This is a genomic window from Streptomyces sp. NPDC006733 (assembly GCF_040636125.1).
GTDB lineage: Bacteria > Actinomycetota > Actinomycetes > Streptomycetales > Streptomycetaceae > Actinacidiphila.
In genome coordinates, this window is record NZ_JBEYJD010000029.1 from 88,128 (window position 1) to 105,988 (window position 17,861).

15 protein-coding genes are annotated in these 17,861 nt (G+C 72.7%); 12 read left to right on the plus strand and 3 right to left on the minus strand.

The window, feature by feature from the left end:
* The first annotated feature begins 83 nt into the window (after positions 1-83).
* Positions 84-1,085 carry a DUF3068 domain-containing protein gene (locus ABZ721_RS25005; protein ID WP_358790915.1) on the plus strand — a complete coding sequence of 334 codons (1,002 nt, stop codon included), beginning with the start codon at positions 84-86 and terminating at the stop codon, positions 1,083-1,085.
* Here the strand turns inward: ABZ721_RS25005 and hrpB are convergent.
* Positions 1,075-3,618, minus strand: a complete 2,544-nt coding sequence (gene hrpB, locus ABZ721_RS25010; protein ID WP_358790916.1) for an ATP-dependent helicase HrpB — start codon at positions 3,616-3,618, stop codon at positions 1,075-1,077. The genes ABZ721_RS25005 and hrpB overlap by 11 nt on opposite strands.
* A 97-nt stretch (positions 3,619-3,715) precedes the next feature.
* A complete protein-coding gene (locus ABZ721_RS25015; protein ID WP_358790917.1) occupies positions 3,716-4,534 on the minus strand; it encodes a class I SAM-dependent methyltransferase in 819 nt (272 codons plus the stop codon).
* A 317-nt stretch (positions 4,535-4,851) separates the two neighbouring features.
* Here ABZ721_RS25015 and rpsA point away from each other — a divergent pair, with 317 nt between their 5' ends.
* The 5 genes from rpsA to ABZ721_RS25040 all read left to right on the plus strand — a co-directional run bounded on the left by rpsA (position 4,852) and on the right by ABZ721_RS25040 (position 9,209).
* Complete coding sequence (gene rpsA, locus ABZ721_RS25020) at positions 4,852-6,360, plus strand: 30S ribosomal protein S1 (protein ID WP_358790918.1); 1,509 nt, start codon at positions 4,852-4,854, stop codon at positions 6,358-6,360.
* 157 nt (positions 6,361-6,517) lie between these two features.
* Positions 6,518-7,453 (plus strand): PAC2 family protein, encoded by a 936-nt coding sequence (locus tag ABZ721_RS25025; RefSeq protein ID WP_358790919.1) that lies wholly within the window; start codon positions 6,518-6,520, stop codon positions 7,451-7,453.
* Positions 7,454-7,587: 134 nt separating this feature from the next.
* The gene (gene coaE / locus ABZ721_RS25030; protein ID WP_358790920.1) at positions 7,588-8,187 is read left to right on the plus strand and encodes a dephospho-CoA kinase; all 600 of its coding nucleotides are present in this window, start codon (positions 7,588-7,590) and stop codon (positions 8,185-8,187) included.
* Positions 8,188-8,289: 102 nt separating this feature from the next.
* Entirely contained in the window at positions 8,290-8,655 is a 366-nt protein-coding gene (locus ABZ721_RS25035; RefSeq protein ID WP_358790921.1) for a tetratricopeptide repeat protein, read from the plus strand.
* Between the two features lie 83 nt (positions 8,656-8,738).
* Positions 8,739-9,209: a cupin domain-containing protein gene (locus tag ABZ721_RS25040; protein ID WP_358790922.1), complete on the plus strand. Its 471-nt coding sequence runs from the start codon at positions 8,739-8,741 to the stop codon at positions 9,207-9,209.
* 38 nt (positions 9,210-9,247) lie between these two features.
* On the opposite strand, the gene ABZ721_RS25045 is transcribed toward ABZ721_RS25040, so the two are convergent.
* Complete coding sequence (locus tag ABZ721_RS25045) at positions 9,248-9,820, minus strand: methylated-DNA--[protein]-cysteine S-methyltransferase (protein ID WP_358790923.1); 573 nt, start codon at positions 9,818-9,820, stop codon at positions 9,248-9,250.
* Positions 9,821-10,113: 293 nt separating this feature from the next.
* Here ABZ721_RS25045 and ABZ721_RS25050 point away from each other — a divergent pair, with 293 nt between their 5' ends.
* The 6 genes from ABZ721_RS25050 (at position 10,114) to ABZ721_RS25075 (ending at position 17,829) form a co-directional block, all read left to right on the plus strand.
* Positions 10,114-11,073 carry a hypothetical protein gene (locus ABZ721_RS25050; RefSeq protein ID WP_358790924.1) on the plus strand — a complete coding sequence of 320 codons (960 nt, stop codon included), beginning with the start codon at positions 10,114-10,116 and terminating at the stop codon, positions 11,071-11,073.
* A 135-nt stretch (positions 11,074-11,208) separates the two neighbouring features.
* Entirely contained in the window at positions 11,209-11,961 is a 753-nt protein-coding gene (locus tag ABZ721_RS25055; protein ID WP_358790956.1) for an MHYT domain-containing protein, read from the plus strand.
* 39 nt (positions 11,962-12,000) lie between these two features.
* Entirely contained in the window at positions 12,001-14,097 is a 2,097-nt protein-coding gene (gene uvrB, locus ABZ721_RS25060; protein WP_358790925.1) for an excinuclease ABC subunit UvrB, read from the plus strand.
* Positions 14,098-14,190: 93 nt separating this feature from the next.
* Positions 14,191-14,769, plus strand: coding sequence for a TerD family protein (locus ABZ721_RS25065; RefSeq protein WP_358790926.1), 579 nt, complete (start codon positions 14,191-14,193; stop codon positions 14,767-14,769).
* Between the two features lie 123 nt (positions 14,770-14,892).
* A complete protein-coding gene (locus ABZ721_RS25070; RefSeq protein WP_358790927.1) occupies positions 14,893-16,743 on the plus strand; it encodes a TerD family protein in 1,851 nt (616 codons plus the stop codon).
* A 102-nt stretch (positions 16,744-16,845) separates the two neighbouring features.
* Positions 16,846-17,829, plus strand: coding sequence for a TerC family protein (locus tag ABZ721_RS25075; protein WP_358790928.1), 984 nt, complete (start codon positions 16,846-16,848; stop codon positions 17,827-17,829).
* The last annotated feature ends 32 nt before the right edge of the window (positions 17,830-17,861 follow it).

The window sequence follows — 17,861 nt, forward strand, 5'->3', positions numbered from 1 at the left end:
CCGCCCCGTGACCCGCCGCCCCGCGACCCGACCCGTGCGCCGGCCGTAGCCGGCCAGGACACCCAGAGAGGGGAAGCGTCCCGATGCGCCGCAAGTCCAGCCTGGTGCTGCTCGCCTTCGCCGTCTTCTTCGCGACCCTGTCGCCCATGCTGCGCTGGTACGCCTTCCCGCGCCTGGCCAAGGTGCCCGCCAACGAGTACCAGTCGGTGGTCCTGGAGGCGAAGAACGCCACCCTGCTCGTCGACTACCTCTCGCTCAAGCCGCAGATCGTCCCCAAGCTCAGCATCGTCCAGACGCTCAAGGGCAACGTCGCGGAGTCCAAGAAGGTCAAGGCCGACACCGGCCGCGACGTCGTGGTCTGGGACGCGCTGTCCTTCGTGGCCGGACCGGACGGCAAGATGGTCTCGGAGATCCCCGAGCGGTACGTCTTCGACGCCCACACCCAGGACCCGGTGCACACCGCGAGCGAGAGCGTCGACGGCGACCCCGTGCACCGCGAGGGCGTGGAGTTCAAGTTCCCGTTCCTCACCGAGAAGCGCGACTACTTCTACTTCGACGCGCAGTCCCGGACGTCCGCGCCCATCCACTACAAGGCGACGCAGCAGTTCCGCGGCCTGACCGTCTACTACTTCGAGCAGACCGTCCCCTGGGTGAAGGTCCCGCTGCCGAAGAAGATGCCCGGCGGCGTCACCGAGGCCTCGCTCGGCGGCTCGGTGGAGCGCTGGTACACCACCGTGCGCAAGTTCTGGATCGACCCCACCACCGGCGCCCCCGTCAACGGCGAGGAGGTGCACCGCGAGGAGCTTCGCTTCCCGCAGGCCCCCGACACCAAGCCGGTGACCGTCTTCGCCGGCGAGGTGAAGATGCGCGAGGACTACATCGACTCCACCGTCGACCTGGTGAAGTCGCAGCGCCGGCTCATCCTGCTGCTGACCAGCTACCTGCCCTGGGGCTTTGTGATCCTGGGCGTCGCGCTGCTCGCGCTGAGCCTGCTCCTGGAGGCGCGCGGCCGCCGCCCGGCCGACCCGGCGCCGCTCGACCCGCTGCGCGAGGTGGACCCCGACCCGCAGCCGGTCATCGCCTGAGGCCCCCGGCGGGCCGCTGGTTCGTGCGGCGGGTGGGCGCCGCGGTCGCCGGGTCCTCGGGCCACGGGTGCTTGGGGTAGCGGCCGCGCAGCTCGGCACGGACCGAGCGGTAGCCGCCCTGCCAGAACGAGGCGAGGTCGGCGGTGACGGCGGCGGGCCGGCCCGCCGGGGACAGCAGGTGGACCAGGAGCGGGACCCGCCCGCCCGCGATCCGCGGTGTCTGCTGCCAGCCGAACAGCTCCTGCAGCTTGACCGCCAGCACCGGCTGGTCGCCCTCGTAGTCCACCCGGATCCGCGAACCGCTGGGCACCTCGATCCGCTCGGGGGCCAGTTCGCCGAACCGGGCGGCGGCGCCGCCCGCCCACGGCAGCAGCCGGCCCAGCGGGCCGCCCGCGTCGACCCGCTCCAGGTCCGCGCGGCGCCGGGCCTTCGCCAGCTCGGGGCCGAGCCACTCGTCCATGGTGTCCAGCAGCGCCTGCTCCGACACGTCCGGCCACGGCTCGCCCAACTCCCGGTGCAGGAACGCCAGCCGGCGGCGGGTGTCCTGCGCGTCCCGCGACCAGCGCAGCAGCCCGGTCCCCTCGCGCCGCAGCCCCTCGGCGACGGCCGCGCGCAGCAGCGCCCGGTCCGGCGAGCGCAGCGGGCGCGCCGTCAGCTCCACCGCGCCCAGCCGCTCCACGCTGCGCGCCACCACGTCGCCGTCGGACCAGCGCACCTCCTCGCCCGCCGCCAGCAGCGGGGCCGCCGCGGTGCGGGCGGTCGCCTCGTCGATCACCGCGGCCAGCCGCACCCGCGCCGAGACCGCCGCCACCGGCCGGTCGGCGACCGCGACGGCCAGCCAGCCGGGCGTCCCCAGCCGGGAGCCGGCCCCCAGCTCCGCCGCCGTCCCCGACGCCATCAGGTACGTGCCGGCGCCGCGCGCCCGCGCCACCCGCTCGGGGAAGGCGAGGGCGGCCACCAGCCCGGCGGCCGCGTCGTCAGCGCCGCCGTCGCCCCCGCCCCCGGCGCCCGCCCCGGCCTGGCGCAGCGAGGACTCCAGCCGCCCCGCCTCCGCGCGCCAGCGCGCCGCGTAGCCGTCGCCGCCGCGCCGGGCCTGCCGCCAGGCGGCGGCCAGGTCGTCGCCGTAGTCGCGCGGCGGCTCCTCGCTGAGCAGCGCCACGACCTCGGCCGCGCGGCGCGCGCCGACCGCGCGGGCCCCGTCGAGCAGCGCGCGGGCCAGGCGCGGGTGCACGCCGAGCCGGCTGAGCCGCTTGCCCCGGTCGGTGGCGCGGCCCTCGGCCGACACCGCGCCGACCGCGAGCAGCACCTCGCGGGCCGCGCCCATCGCGCCCGCCGGCGGGGCGTCGAGCAGCGCGAGGCCGGCCGCGTCCGGGTCGCCCCAGCACGCCGCCTGCAGTGCGAAGGCGGCGAGGTCGGCGACGGCGATCTCCGGTGCGGGGCGGCGCGGATGCCCGGCGTCGTCCGCCTGCGACCAGCAGCGGTACACCGTTCCCGGCCCCTCGCGCCCGGCCCGCCCGGCCCGCTGGCGGGCGGACGCGTGCGAGACCCGCACCGTCGTCAGCGCGCCCAGGCCGCGCGCGTGGTCCACCCGCGGCTCGCGCGCCAGTCCGCCGTCCACCACGATCCGCACCCCGGGGACGGTCAGGCTCGACTCGGCCACCGACGTGGCCAGCAGCACCCGGCGGCGGGTGCCCGGCGCGAGCGCCGCGTCCTGCACGGCGGCCGGCGCCCGGCCGTGCAGCTGCAGCACCTCCACGTCGAGGCCGTTCAGCATCCCGGCGACCCGCGCGATCTCCCCGACGCCCGGCAGGAAGCACAGCACGTCCCCCTCCCGCTCGCGCAGCGCCCGCCGCACCACCGCCGCCACGTGCTCCAGCAGCGCCGGGTCGACCCGCATGCCGTGCGGCGGGCGCACCGGGCGGCCCGGCGGCGCCCACTGGACCGCGACCGGGTGCAGCACGCCCTCGGCCTCGACCACCGGGGCGGCGCCGTCCGGGCCCCCGACCAGCGCGGCCCAGGCGTCGGTGTCGGAGGTGGCGGAGGCCGCGACGACCCGCAGCTCCGGGCGGAGGGCGGCCCGTACGTCCAGCAGGAACGCCATCGAGGTGTCGGCGTCCAGGTGCCGTTCGTGGCACTCGTCGAGCACGACGGTGGTGACACCGGCCAGTTCCGGGTCGCGCTGCAGCCGCTGCAGCAGCACCCCGGTCGTCACCACCTCGACGACCGTCGCGGCCGAGACCTTCCGCTCGCCGCGCACGGTGAAGCCGATCCGCCCGCCGACGTCCTCGCCGAGCAGCCACGCCATCCGCCGGGCGGCGGCCCGCGCCGCCATCCGGCGCGGCTCGGCCACCAGCACCCGGTGCGGGGCCTGCTCGTACTGGGGGAGGAGCCCGGCCAGCGCGAGCGGGACCAGGGTGGTCTTGCCGGTGCCTGGCGGCGCGGCGAGCACGGCGCAGCCCCGCTCGTCGAGCGCCCGCAGCAGCGCGGGCACGACGGTCTGGACGGGCAGGTCGAGGGAGCCGGTGCGGATCACCCGCCCAGTGTGCCCCGGCCGGTCGGGCCGCGGACGCCGCGGCCCTGCCCCGGACGGGGCGGTCGGTCCCGACCCCGGCCGGTCCCGCCCGCAGCGGTCAGCCCCGCACGCAGACGAAGATCGCGGTGCCCGGCAGCACGCTCCCGCGCAGCGGTGACCAGCCGCCCCACTCCTGGGTGTTCCACTCCGGCCACTGCGGCTCGACGAGGTCGACCAGCCGGAAGCCGGCCGCGGCGATCTCCCGCACCCGGTCGCCGAGGGTGCGGTGGTGCTCGACGTACTCGGCCAGCCCGCGCTCGTCCTGCTCGACGTAGGGGGTGCGGTCGAAGTAGGAGGAGACGGCGGTGAGCCCCTCGCGGCCCGGCTCGTCGGGGAAGGCCCAGCGGATCGGGTGGGTGACGGAGAAGACCCAGCGCCCGCCCGGCCGCAGCACGCGGTGCACCTCGCGCTGCACGCGCTCGGAGTCGGCGACGAAGGGGAGCGCGCCGTACGCCGAGCACGCCAGGTCGAAGGAGGCGTCGGCGAACGGCAGCGTCCCGGCGTCCGCCTGCACGAGCGGGAAGCCGCCGTCCGCCGACTCCTCGTCGATCCGCCGCGCGTGCTGCAGCTGGCGGTGGGAGAGGTCGAGGGCGACCGGGCGCGCGCCGCGCGCCCGCAGCCAGCGCGAGCACTGCGCCGCGCCCGCGCCGATCTCCAGCACCGCCAGGCCCGCGAGGCCCGCGGCCGGGCCGAGCAGCCCCGCGTCCGCCTCGTCCAGCCCCTCCGGGCCCCAGACGAAGTTCCCGTCGCCGAGGAAGGCTCCGTGCTCGACCTGGTACTCGTCGGCGTTCCGGTCCCACCAGCCGCGGTTCGCCCGGCTGCTTTCCGTGACGCCGGCGGTACGCCGGGTGGCTTCTGGTTCGGGTCCTTGGCTCATCGCGGTTGTCGTCGTACTCTCTGGTTGGACCTGTGACGGGGGGACTTGGGCCGGTTATGGGCTGTTCTGCCCCACGTGGGCCCTTCGCGCATTGACCCTGTCCGGCTGCCCCCGTATGCTACAAGTTGCGCTGCGGGCCTGCGCACCTCAGACGTAGCAGGTTGCGCTCGCACTGGTTGTTTCCCCTCGGTCCTCGAGGCGACTCTCCGAATCGTTTTGGAAGGTCTGCCTTGCGGCTGTCCGGCTTCGGCGGTGCGATCACGGGTCCTGGCGTAGCAGTACCTACAACTTCTGTCCGTACCGGAGCCCTTCCCCATATGACGAGCAGCACCGAGGCAACGCGCACCACCCCGCAGGTGGCGGTCAACGACATCGGTTCCGAGGAAGACTTCCTCGCAGCGATCGATGCGACGATCAAGTACTTCAACGACGGCGACATCGTCGAAGGCGTGATCGTAAAGGTCGACCGGGACGAGGTCCTGCTCGACATCGGTTACAAGACCGAGGGCGTCATCCCGTCCCGCGAGCTTTCGATCAAGCACGACGTCGACCCCAATGAGGTCGTCAAGGTCGGCGACGAGATCGAAGCCCTTGTTCTCCAGAAGGAGGACAAGGAAGGCCGCCTGATCCTCTCGAAGAAGCGCGCTCAGTACGAGCGTGCCTGGGGCACCATCGAGAAGATCAAGGAAGAAGACGGGATCGTCACCGGTACCGTCATCGAGGTCGTCAAGGGTGGTCTCATCCTGGACATCGGCCTCCGCGGCTTCCTGCCGGCCTCGCTCGTCGAGATGCGTCGCGTCCGCGACCTCCAGCCGTACGTGGGCAAGGAGCTCGAGGCCAAGATCATCGAGCTGGACAAGAACCGCAACAACGTGGTCCTGTCCCGCCGTGCCTGGCTCGAGCAGACCCAGAGCGAGGTCCGCCAGACCTTCCTCACGACCCTGCAGAAGGGCCAGGTCCGCTCCGGCGTCGTCTCCTCGATCGTCAACTTCGGTGCGTTCGTGGACCTCGGCGGCGTCGACGGTCTCGTGCACGTCTCCGAGCTGTCCTGGAAGCACATCGACCACCCCTCCGAGGTTGTCGAGGTCGGCCAGGAGGTCACCGTCGAGGTTCTCGACGTGGACATGGACCGCGAGCGTGTCTCCCTGTCGCTGAAGGCGACGCAGGAGGACCCGTGGCAGCAGTTCGCCCGGACGCACCAGATCGGCCAGGTCGTTCCCGGTAAGGTCACCAAGCTCGTCCCGTTCGGTGCGTTCGTGCGCGTCGACGAGGGCATCGAGGGCCTGGTCCACATCTCCGAGCTGGCCGAGCGCCACGTGGAGATCCCGGAGCAGGTCGTCCAGGTCAACGACGAGATCTTCGTCAAGGTCATCGACATCGACCTCGAGCGCCGCCGCATCAGCCTCTCGCTGAAGCAGGCCAACGAGTCGTTCGGTGCCGACCCGGCCTCGGTCGAGTTCGACCCGACCCTCTACGGTATGGCTGCCTCGTACGACGACGCGGGCAACTACATCTACCCCGAGGGCTTCGACCCCGAGACCAACGACTGGCTCGAGGGCTTCGAGAAGCAGCGCGAGGAGTGGGAAGGCCAGTACGCCACGGCCCAGACCCGCTTCGAGCAGCACCAGGCGCAGGTCATCAAGTCCCGCGAGGCCGACGAGAAGGCGGAGGCCGAGGGTGCGGCCGCTCCCGCCGGTGCCGTCAGCTCCGCCGGTCTCGGTGGCGGCGGCTCCTACTCCTCGGAGTCGGACGACAACTCCGGCGCCCTGGCGTCGGACGAGGCCCTGGCCGCGCTCCGCGAGAAGCTGGCCGGCGGCCAGAGCTGACGCTCTGACCCGCAGGTAGCCGTACGGACGGAAGGCCCGTTCCCCGCGAGGGGGGCGGGCCTTCCGCGTTGTCGGGGGGTGAAGCGGGCCCGATCGCGGGAATGCTCCCAGCTCCTCGCACGTTTCCGAGGAGGAAGAACGAGGAGGAACGATCACAGTGCTGGATCCGCAGGGGCTGTACGAATACGTGCCGGGCGGCGCCGAGGCCGTGGACGAGGCGGTCGGGGAGACCGGCCCCGTGTTGCTGTACCACCTGGAGGGGTACATCGACGCGGGCGACACCGGCGAGCAGATCGCGGAGCAGCTGCTGGACCGGCTCGACAACCAGCTGGTGGCCAGGTTCGACGCCGACCGGCTGGTCGACTACCGGGCCCGCCGGCCGCTGATGCTCTTCGAGCGCGACCACTGGTCCGGTTACGAGGCGCCGGAGATCGCCCTCTACCTCGTGCGTGACACCACGGAAACGCCCTTCCTGCTGCTGACCGGCTCCGAGCCGGATGTCGAGTGGGAGCGCTTCTCCGCGGCCGTGCTGCAGATCGTCGAGCGGCTCGGGGTGCGCCTGGCCATCAATTTCCACGGCATCCCGATGGGCGTGCCGCACACCCGCCCCGTCGGGCTGACCCCGCACGGCAACCGGGTGGACCTGATGCCCGGCCACCGCAGCTGGTTCGACGAGGCGACGGTGCCCGGCAGCGCCGAGTCCCTCATCGAGCTGCGGCTCGCCGAGGCGGGCCGTGACGTGCTGGGCGTGGCCGCCCACGTGCCGCACTACCTCTCGCGCTCCCCGTACCCGGACGCGGCGCTCGCCGTCCTGGAGGCCATCACCGCCGCCACCGGCCTGGTGCTGCCCGAGGTGGCGCACGCGCTGCGCGCCGAGGCGCACACCGTGCGCGGCGAGATCGACCGCCAGGTCGCCGAGGGCGACGGCGAGCTGGTCTCGGTCGTCCGCGGGCTGGAGAGCCAGTACGACGCGGTCGCCGGCTCGGTGACGCGGGAGAGCCTCATCGCGGAGCCGGTCGACCTGCCGTCGGCCGACGACCTCGGCGCCGAGTTCGAACGGTTCCTCGCGGACCGGGAGGACGACGGAAGCTGACGCCCGTCGTCAGGGATGTGTCGCGCAGCGGCCGGTCGGCTTCCGACCGGCCGCTGCCGCGTCCGGGGGCAGGCTCTGTAAGCGTCCTCACATCGGCCGGACGAGGGCGGGGGGATGTGACCTAGGCTGACGCCATGCTGAAGGTGGGCCTGACCGGCGGTATCGGCGCCGGCAAGAGCGAAGTGTCGCGGCTGCTCGCGTCGTACGGGGCGGTCGTGGTGGACGCGGACAAGATCGCCCGGGAGGTCGTGGAGCCCGGCTCGCCGGGACTGGCCGCCGTGGTGGACGAGTTCGGCACGGAGGTGCTGACCTCCGACGGCGCGCTCGACCGCCCCAAGCTGGGCTCGATCGTCTTCTCCGACCCGGCCAGGCTGCGGGCCCTGAACGCGATCGTGCACCCGCTGGTGGGCCGCAGGTCCGCCGAGCTGGAGGCGGCCGCGGGCCCGGATGACATCGTGGTGCACGACGTGCCGCTGCTCACCGAGAACGGGCTGGCGGAGCTCTACGAGCTGGTCGTGGTGGTGGACGCGTCCCCGGAGACCCAGCTCGACCGGCTGGTGCGGCTGCGCGGCATGGACGGGGGCGAGGCGCGGTCCCGGATGGCGGCCCAGGCCACCCGCGCACAGCGGCTCGCGATCGCCGACGTCGTGCTGGACAACGACGGCCCGCTGGAAGCACTCGAACCGCAGGTCAAGCGGGTCTGGCAGCAGCTGCGCGACCGCGTCGGAGGGTAGCGCGGGACCCCGCCCGACCGCCCGGAATGCGATTGCGGGGGAGAGCGTTGGGTATGTCTGTGCCGACGATCAGTCGTCACGAACGACACAAGGGAGGCGGCCGTGGCCGAGCAGACCCCCGAGACCCACGTCATCGATTTCCGGGCCGCGGAGCAGTTGCTGGAAGCCCGTGACCCGCGCGGCGCGGTGAAGCTGCTGGACTCGGTCATCGCCGCCCACCCGGAGAACACCGCCGCGCGCCTGCTGCGGGCCCGGGCCTTCTTCGCCGCCGCCCAACTGCGCCCGGCCGAGCTCGAGTTCCAGATCGTGCTGGAGCGCGAACCCGACAACGCGTTCGCGCACTTCGCCCTCGCCCGGACGCTGCAGCGCGCCGGCCGCAAGAGCGAGGCGATGCGGCACTTCCGGCTGGCCGCTGCCCTCGACCCGCGCCCCGACTTCGTCGAGGCGGCCCGCTTCGACGCTCCCTGAGCCGTACCCCGGCTCCCCGAGCGGCTCTTCCCGCTTCCTGAACCGTCCCACGCTCCCCGAACCCGTTGCGGAAGGACCCGTCCATGGACACCAGCAGGCAGCGGTCGCGCCGGATCCGCAGGGCGTCGGCGGTGGCGGGATGCGTGGCGGCGCTGGGGCTGCTGCCCTCGGCGGCCCTGGCGACACCGGGCAGCGGGGTGACGGCGACGGTCCTCGCCAAGGGCACCACCGCCGAGGGCCTGAAGATCAAGACCAAGGGGCGGACGGACGTCGTCGTGCGGACGATCACCATCGCGCCCGGCGGTGAGACCGGCTGGCACTACCACCAGGGGCCGCTGATCGCCGTGGTCCAGGCCGGCACGCTGACCAGGACGCTGGCGGACTGCTCGGTCGAGCGCAGCAGCGCCGGCCAGTCGTTCGTCGAGCCGGACGGCGCCCGCAAGGTGCACAACGGGCGCAACCTCGGCACGGTGCCGGTCGTCCTGTACGTCACGTACCTGGTGCCGGAGGGCGCCGCGCTGTCGGTCGACGCCGCCGACCCCGGCTGCCCCTGACGGTCCGCACCCGGCGCCCCCTCGCTGTGGGAGCAGCGTCAGAACAGGGGCGCCGGGAGCACCCCCTCCAGGGCCAGCAGCGTGCGCTTCGTCTCCAGCCCGCCGCCGAAGCCGCCTATGCCGCCGTTGCTCTCCACGACGCGGTGGCACGGGACGACGATCGGCAGCGGGTTGGCGCCCATGGCGGTGCCGACGGCGCGGGCGGCGCCGGGCTCCCCGACACGGTCGGCGAGGTCCTGGTAGCCGACGACCGAGCCGTACGGCACCCCGGTGGCCAGCTCGCGCTGGACGCGGCGGTTGAACCCGGCGGTCAGCGACCAGTCCAGGTCGAGGGTGAAGTCGCGCAGCTCCCCGGCGAAGTACGCCCGTAGCTGGGCGACGGCGGGCGCGAGCCGCCCGGACTCCCCGGAATCCTCGACCGGGACCATCCCCAGCCGGCGCCCCAGCCGCTCCAGGAACGCCTCCGTCACCTCGTCGTCGGCCCGGAAGACGACGCTGACCAGCCCCTGGGCGGTCGCCGCGAGCAGCAGCCGGCCGATCGGGGTGTCCATCCGCGTCCAGACCACGGTGGCGGGCCCGTCCGCCACGTCGTGCTCCTCGGTGTTCGTCATGGCGCCAGGGTATGCCGGGCCACCGACAGCGCACGGCGGTCCGCCGAACCCGGGCTGATCCGAGCCGGACCGGGGTCAGGGACGGGGCGCGGACCGGGCCGGACCAGGCGCGCGGCCCGGGCCGGAACCGTCCGCCGGGGCCCGTCGGCCGAGCCGTCCGGCGGCCCGTCAACCAGCCCCGTCAGCGCACTCCGTCAGCCCGTCCCGGCGCCGGTCACCCGGGCGGGTGCCGCTCCTCGACAGCTGTGTCACAGAGGGTGGTCGGCCGGTTCCGGTGGGGGAGGAGGACCGGCATGACGCGAAACGACTTCACCCAGGCCCTGCGTATCCTCGCCCGCGACCAGCGGCAGGTGGTCACGGTCGGCCAGCTGGCCGGCATCGGGGTGTCGGAGGTGGCCCTGCGCAAGCGCTGCGGGCCGGGCGGCCCCTGGCAGCGGGTGCTGCCGCGGGTGGTGGTGCTGCGGCGCGGCGCGCTGTCCGCCTGGCAGCGCTGCCGCGCCGCCCTGGCCTACGCCGGCTACCCGCCCGCCCAGGCCCAGCTGACGGGCATCGCGGCACTGGCGTTACACGGGATGCGCGAGGTGGTGGCCCCCGCCGAGGTGCGGGTGGTCGACGTCCTGGTGCCGGCCGACCGCGTGCTCAGGACGCACACCTGGGTGCGGGTCCACCACGCGCGCGCCCTGGCCGGGCGCGAAGTGGTGGACGAACTGCCGGTCGCGCCCCTGGTGCGCGCCGCGGGGGACGGGGTGCGGGCGTCGTGCGACCCGGACTGGGTGCGGGCGGTCCTGCGCGAGCTGGTGTGGGACCGGGGGGTCGACCCGGCCGAGCTGGCGGGCGAGCTGCGCACCGTCTCGCCCGCCCGCAGGCCCGGGATCGACGAGACGCTGCGGGAGCTGTCGGCCCCCGGCCGGGCCCGCCGCCCGCTCGGCGGCCTGGTGCGTTCGCTCGCCGCGCTGGCGGGGCCGCGGCCGCCGCTGTGGCGGCCCGAACTCCGGCTGGACGGCGTGTTCCTGGCGCGGCCGGACGCCTACTGGGCGCGCGAGGGGGTGGCCCTGGAGCTCGGACCGCCGGGCGGCGCCGGCGGCCCGCTGCACACCTGCGGCCTGCGGGTCGTCCGGGTGCCGCCGGAGGCGCTGACGGCGCGGCCGGCACACGTGGTGGCGGCGCTGCGCGCGGCCCTGTCCTCGGGGCCGCACGGACCCCTCGGCCGGGTCACCGTGCACCCGGATCACGGGTCGGTAAAAGGAATCTGAAACTCGGTCAGATGTTCTGCCGTTCGTCCTATCGTGTGCCACTCGACGCGCCGGAGGGGGCCCGCTGTGGACGGCAGGTACGGAACGGTCGACGGATTCACGTACGGCTGGGCCACCCCCGTGGCGGCCTACGTCATGGCCTGCCTCGGCGCCGCGCTCGGGCTGCGCTGCACGGTCCGGGCGATCGTCATGGAGCGGTCGCGCCGGGCCGGCTGGCTGGCCCTGGGCGCCGTCTCGATCGGCTCGGGCATCTGGACGATGCACTTCATCGCCATGATGGGGTTCACCGTCGACGAGGTGGAGATCAACTACGACAAGTCGATCACCTTCGCGAGCCTCGCGGTGGCCATCGCGGTGGTCGGTGTCGGCGTCTTCCTGGTCGGCTTCCTCGGCCGCGGCCTGCCGGTCCTGCTCGCCGCCGGGGCGATCACCGGCGTCGGGGTGGCGGCCATGCACTACCTCGGCATGGCCGGCATGAGGCTGGACGCGGACCTCGCCTACACCACCTCGACGGTGTACCTGTCGATCGGCATCGCGGTGGCGGCGGCCACCGCGGCGCTGTGGGCGGCGGTCTCCGTGAAGGGGTTCGTGGCGAGCCTGGGCGCCAGTCTGATCATGGGCGTCGCGGTCACCGGCATGCACTACACGGGCATGGCCGCGCTCCGGGTGCACCTGCACGACTCGGGGACCGCCGGCGGCCTGGGCGGCGCCTCGCCCGCCGCGATCCTGGCGCCCGTCCTGATCGGCCCGGTGGTCTTCCTGTTCCTGGCCGGCGTCGTGGTGGCGCTGGACCCGCCCGGCGCCGGGCAGCAGCGGAGCCACGAGCCGGCCGGGAAACCGGTCCGCGAGCCGGTCCGCGCACCCGTCCACGGCCGTCGCCCACGGTGATCCCGTCGGATTGTCAGTGCCGGGCCGTACGGTGGGTACATGCGGCCCGTATCAGACATCGAACGTACTGTGGCGCCCTTCGAGGTCGTCAGCCCCTTCCAGCCCAATGGTGACCAGCCGGCCGCCATCAATGAGCTGGAGCGGCGTATTCGCGCAGGTGAGAAGGATGTCGTCCTGCTCGGCGCGACCGGCACCGGAAAGTCGGCGACCACGGCGTGGATGATCGAACGGCTTCAGCGGCCGACGCTCGTCATGGCGCCCAACAAGACCCTCGCGGCGCAGCTGGCGAACGAGTTCCGCGAGCTGCTGCCGAACAACGCCGTCGAGTACTTCGTGTCGTACTACGACTACTACCAGCCGGAGGCGTACGTCCCCCAGACGGACACCTACATCGAGAAGGACTCCTCGATCAACGAGGAGGTCGAGCGGCTGCGCCACTCCACCACGAACTCGCTGCTGACCCGGCGGGACGTCGTGGTCGTCGCGTCGGTCTCCTGCATCTACGGCCTCGGCACCCCGCAGGAGTACGTCGACCGCATGGTGCGGCTGCGCGTCGGTGACACGATCGAGCGCGACCAGCTGCTGCGCAAGTTCGTGGACATCCAGTACACCCGCAACGACCTGGCGTTCCAGCGGGGCACCTTCCGGGTCCGGGGCGACACCATCGAGATCTTCCCGGTCTACGAGGAGCTCGCCGTCCGCATCGAGATGTTCGGCGACGAGATCGAGGCGATCTCCACCCTGCACCCGCTCACCGGCGAGGTCATCAGTGACGACCGGGAGATGTACATCTTCCCGGCGACGCACTACGTGGCCGGCCCGGAGCGCATGGAGCGCGCCGTCGCGTCCATCGAGAAGGAGCTGGAGACCACCCTCGCGACCATGGAGAAGCAGGGCAAGCTGCTGGAGGCCCAGCGGCTGCGCATGCGGACCACGTACGACATCGAGATGATGCGGCAGATCGGCAGTTGCTCCGGCATCGAGAACTACTCGCGCCACATGGACGGCCGTGAGGCCGGCACCGCGCCGAACACGCTCATCGACTACTTCCCGGAGGACTTCCTCCTGGTCATCGACGAGTCGCACGTCACCGTGCCGCAGATCGGCGCCATGTACGAGGGCGACGCCTCCCGCAAGCGGACCCTGGTCGACCACGGCTTCCGGCTGCCGTCGGCGATGGACAACCGCCCGCTGAAGTGGGAGGAGTTCCAGGAGCGCATCGGCCAGACCGTCTACCTGTCGGCTACCCCCGGCAAGTACGAGCTGTCGCGCGGCGACGGCGCGGTCGAGCAGATCATCCGCCCGACCGGGCTGGTCGACCCGCAGGTGATCGTCAAGCCCACCGAGGGGCAGATCGACGACCTGGTGCACGAGATCCGGCTGCGCACCGAGCGCGACGAGCGGGTGCTGGTCACCACCCTGACCAAGAAGATGTCCGAGGACCTCACCGACTACATGCTGGAGCTCGGCATCCAGGTGCGGTACCTGCACAGCGACATCGACACGCTGCGCCGCATGGAGCTGCTGAGCGAGCTGCGGGCCGGCGAGTACGACGTGCTGGTCGGCATCAACCTGCTCCGTGAGGGCCTGGACCTGCCCGAGGTGTCGCTGGTGGCGATCCTGGACGCGGACAAGCAGGGCTTCCTGCGCTCGGGCACCTCCCTGATCCAGACCATCGGCCGCGCGGCGCGCAACGTCTCCGGCGAGGTGCACATGTACGCCGACACGATCACCCCCGCGATGGCGCAGGCCATCGACGAGACCAACCGGCGCCGCGAGAAGCAGGTCGCCTACAACACCGAGCACGGCATCGACCCGCAGCCGCTCCGCAAGAAGATCGCGGGCATCCTCGACTCCTTCGCGCGCGAGGACGCGGACACCGAGGAGCTGCTGGGCTCCGGCCGGCAGCGCTCGCGGGGCAAGGCCCCGGTGCCGGGACTGTCGTCCAAGGCGGCCGGCAAGCGGGTGGCCAAGAGCCTGCCGGCGGAGGAGCTGGTGGAGCTGATCGCCGAGCTCACCGACCAGATGCACGCCGCCGCGGCCGAGCTGAAGTTCGAGATCGCGGGCCGACTCCGGGACGAGCTGGGGGACTTGAAGAAGGAGCTCCGGCAGATGCGCGAGGCCGGTATCGCCTAGCCCCTGGGACGAACCGGGGTGCGCTGTCCCAGCGTCTTGTTAGGGTGCGGGACAACCGCACACAGTCCGGTGACGGGTGAGAGGGGACAGCGCGTGACGGTCAACATGACCAAGGGCCAGCAGATCAGCCTTACCAAGTCCGACGGGGGGACGCTGACGGCCGTTCGGATGGGGCTCGGCTGGCAGGCCGCGCCCCGCCGAGGGCTGTTCGGCAGCCGCACCCGGGAGATCGACCTCGACGCGTCGGCGGTGCTCTTCGCCGACAAGCAGCCGGTGGACGTGGTGTTCTTCCGGCACCTGGTCAGCGACGACGGTTCCGTCCGGCACACCGGCGACAACCTGGTCGGCGGCGCCGGCCAGGGTGGCGACGACGAGTCGATCCTGGTGGACCTGCAGCGGGTGCCGGTCCACATCGACCAGATCGTCTTCACGGTGAACTCGTTCACCGGGCAGACCTTCGCCGAGGTGCAGAACGCGTTCTGCCGCCTCGTCGACGAGACCAACGGCCAGGAGCTGGCCCGCTACACCCTGACCGGCGGCGGGCAGTACACCGCGCAGATCATGGCCAAGGTGCAGCGCGCGGGCAACGGCTGGTCGATGACCGCCATCGGTACGCCGGCCGCCGGCCGGACGTTCCAGGACCTGATGCCGTCGATCCTGCCGGCGCTCTGACGCCGACGGCGCAACAGCACCACCAGCACCACAGGCACAGCAAGCACCACAGGCACCACACGCTCAACGAGCACCAAGCGCGTCACAAGCACGGCGCGTACAACACCAATGGGGGGTGGCGGCATGGCTGCCGAGCTGGTCCGGGGACAGAATCATCCGCTCCCGGCCGGGCCCGAGGGCGCCGGCCGTCTGGAGATCCGGGTGTCGGCGGGCACGCCGGTGGTGGCCGTGGCCACCCTGGGTGACGAGCAGGGGCGGGTGAGCGGCACGGAGTGGATCGCCCACCCCGGATCGCCGCACCTCCCCGGCCTCGAGGTGTCCCAGCAGGCCGCCGCCTCCCACCGGCTCGCGGTGGACCTGGGCGTCCTCTCCGAGGACGTCCACCGGGTCCACGTGCTGCTCGCACTTCCCACGGTGACCGGTGTCCCGGCCTCCTTCGGCGTGGTGGCCGCTCCGCATGTCGCGGTCACCACGCTGGACGGTGCCGAGGTCGCCGGGTTCACCATCACCGGGCTCGGCCCGGAGACGGCGGTCGTCGCCGTCGAGCTCTACCGCCGGCAGGGCGCGTGGAAGGTCCGCGCGGTCGGCCAGGGGTACGCGGGCGGCCTGTCCGCGCTGCTGCTCGACCACGGTGTCCCGGAGGCGGCCCGGCTCGCCGCGGGCATCCAGGACGCGGTGGCGAAGGGGTTGGCCCGCTCGGTCGCCCCGCCGCCGCCCCGGACCCCGCCGGCAGGCTCCCCGGCACCGTCCGGCGGGTCACCCGCCGGCGGCCCGATCAGCTACCAGCACCCCCGGCGGCACACCGCCCCGCCGGCCCCGCCCCGGCCCGCGCACGCACCGGCCGGCCACCCGGCCGACGCCGCGCCCCCGCGGAGCGCACCGCAGCCCGTCGCCGGCGACGCCAGCGGCTGGACGATGGAGGAGCGGCTCTACAACCAGGTCTGGGGCATGTTCGAGGACCTGGCCCGCTCCACCGCCGCGTACCGCAGCGCCGTCGATTTCGCCGAGTCCCGGCTCGACCAGGAGCTGGACCGGATGCTGGCCGACCCGCGCACCCGCGTGGGACCGGCCGCGGACGCCGCCCGCGACCAGGCCCGCGCCAAGCAGGCCGACCTCGTGGACCAGGCCCGTGCCGTGCTCGACCGCGACCTGGCGCAGTTGCGCGCCGAGTCCGAGGTCGTCGAGCCGGCGCTGCCGCCGCCCTACGCCGGCTGGGAGAGCCCGGTCTGGCACGGCTACACGGTGCCGATGGAGGTGCCGATGGCCGTCAGGCTCGGCAACCTGCACCTGCCGGAGACCCCCGAGCTGAGGATCCCGCTGCTGGTCAGGCTGCCGCTGGAGCGCGGCCTGTGGATCGACAGCGCGCAGGACCGGCGCCTGGCGCTCAACGTCGCGGTCACCATCGCCGCCCGGCTGCTCGCCGCCTACCCGGCGGGCGACTTCTCGGTGCACGTGATCGACCCGGCGGGCACCGGCTCCGCCGCGCTCGCCCCGCTGACCGACACGGGCGCGCTGCGCGTGCCGCCCGCCGTGGGCACGGCCGGGGTGGCCGCGCTGATCGGGAAGATGACCGAGCGGGTGGACCTGGTGCAGATGGCGATCCGGGCCGGCGCCCCGGACGCGCTGCCGGTGGACCTGGACACCGCCGAGCAGCTGCTGATCGTCAACGACTTCCCGTACGGCTTCGACGACCGCACCGTCAACCAGCTGCGCTACCTCGCCGACGAGGGGCCCTCCGTCGGCGTGCACCTGCTGATGGTGGCGGACCGCGACGACGCGCGGGCGTACGGCCCGATCCTCGATCCGCTGTGGCGCTCCCTGATGCGGCTCACCCCGACCCCGGAGGACCACCTCGCGGACCCGTGGGTCGGCCACGCCTGGACGTACGAGCCTTTGCTGGTACCTCCGGGTAGTCAGGTGGTGCCCCAGGTCCTCCGCCAGGTCGCGGCCGCTCGGCAGGCCTATGGCCGCTGATGACTTGGTAAACGTCTCTGACCTGCGATTTTGACCGTACCTTTGCCATCTCTTGGGCATTCCGGTACCGTTCACTGTTCGTAGTGAACTACCGGAGGCGCAGTGGATGTTTCCTTGACCATGTGGGCACTGACCATCGCCGGTCTGTGTGCCCTGATCGCCGTCGACTTCCTCATCGGACGCAAGCCGCACGACGTCACCATCAAGGAAGCGGGCATCTGGACGGTCGTCTGGATCGTCCTGGCCGCCCTCTTCGGGCTCGGCCTGGCGATGTTCGCGGGCGGTCAGCCCGCCGGCGAGTTCTTCGCGGGGTTCATCACCGAGAAGTCGCTGAGCGTCGACAACCTCTTCGTCTTCGTCCTGATCATGTCGAAGTTCGCGGTGCCGACGCAGTACCAGCAGCGGGTGCTGCTGGTCGGTGTCCTCATCGCCCTGGTGCTGCGCGCGGTGTTCATCGCGGGCGGTGCCGCGATCATCGCCAACTTCTCCTGGGTCTTCTACATCTTCGGCGCGTTCCTGATCTGGACCGCGTGGAAGCTGGTCAAGGAGGCGATGGCCGACCCCGAGGACGAGGAGTTCGAGGAGAACAAGCTCCTCAAGCTCGTCGAGAAGCGGGTCCCGTCCACCGACAAGTACCACGGCACGAAGCTGTTCATCGTCGAGAACGGCAAGCGCCTGATGACGCCGATGCTCGTCGTCATGCTGGCGATCGGCACCACGGACGTGCTGTTCGCGCTCGACTCGATCCCGGCCATCTTCGGCCTCACGCAGGACCCGTACATCGTCTTCACCGCCAACGCCTTCGCGCTGATGGGTCTGCGGCAGCTCTACTTCCTGATCGGCGGACTGCTCAAGAAGCTGGTCCACCTCTCCTACGGGCTGTCGGTCATCCTCGGCTTCATCGGCGTGAAGCTGGTCCTGCACGCGCTGCACGAGTCCGGTGTGCACGTCCCGGAGATCTCCATCCCGGTCTCGCTGGGCGTCATCGTGGCCGTGCTCGCGGTCACCACCGTCACGAGCCTGATTGCCTCCAAGAAGCAGGCCGCGGCGGCCGAGGCGGCGGAGAAGAACACCATCGACGCGTAGCGGCGGGTGGACGAGGGACGGGGCCCGGCGCG

Coding starts and splice junctions, on each gene's coding strand:
- ABZ721_RS25005 (WP_358790915.1), top strand. CDS start 84: ATGCGCCGCAAGTCCAGCCTGGTGCTGCTCGCCTTCGCCGTCTTCTTC.
- ABZ721_RS25015 (WP_358790917.1), bottom strand. CDS start 4,534: ATGAGCCAAGGACCCGAACCAGAAGCCACCCGGCGTACCGCCGGCGTC.
- rpsA (WP_358790918.1), top strand. CDS start 4,852: ATGACGAGCAGCACCGAGGCAACGCGCACCACCCCGCAGGTGGCGGTC.
- coaE (WP_358790920.1), top strand. CDS start 7,588: ATGCTGAAGGTGGGCCTGACCGGCGGTATCGGCGCCGGCAAGAGCGAA.
- ABZ721_RS25040 (WP_358790922.1), top strand. CDS start 8,739: ATGGACACCAGCAGGCAGCGGTCGCGCCGGATCCGCAGGGCGTCGGCG.
- ABZ721_RS25045 (WP_358790923.1), bottom strand. CDS start 9,820: ATGACGAACACCGAGGAGCACGACGTGGCGGACGGGCCCGCCACCGTG.
- ABZ721_RS25050 (WP_358790924.1), top strand. CDS start 10,114: ATGACGCGAAACGACTTCACCCAGGCCCTGCGTATCCTCGCCCGCGAC.
- ABZ721_RS25055 (WP_358790956.1), top strand. CDS start 11,209: ATGGCCTGCCTCGGCGCCGCGCTCGGGCTGCGCTGCACGGTCCGGGCG.
- uvrB (WP_358790925.1), top strand. CDS start 12,001: ATGCGGCCCGTATCAGACATCGAACGTACTGTGGCGCCCTTCGAGGTC.
- ABZ721_RS25070 (WP_358790927.1), top strand. CDS start 14,893: ATGGCTGCCGAGCTGGTCCGGGGACAGAATCATCCGCTCCCGGCCGGG.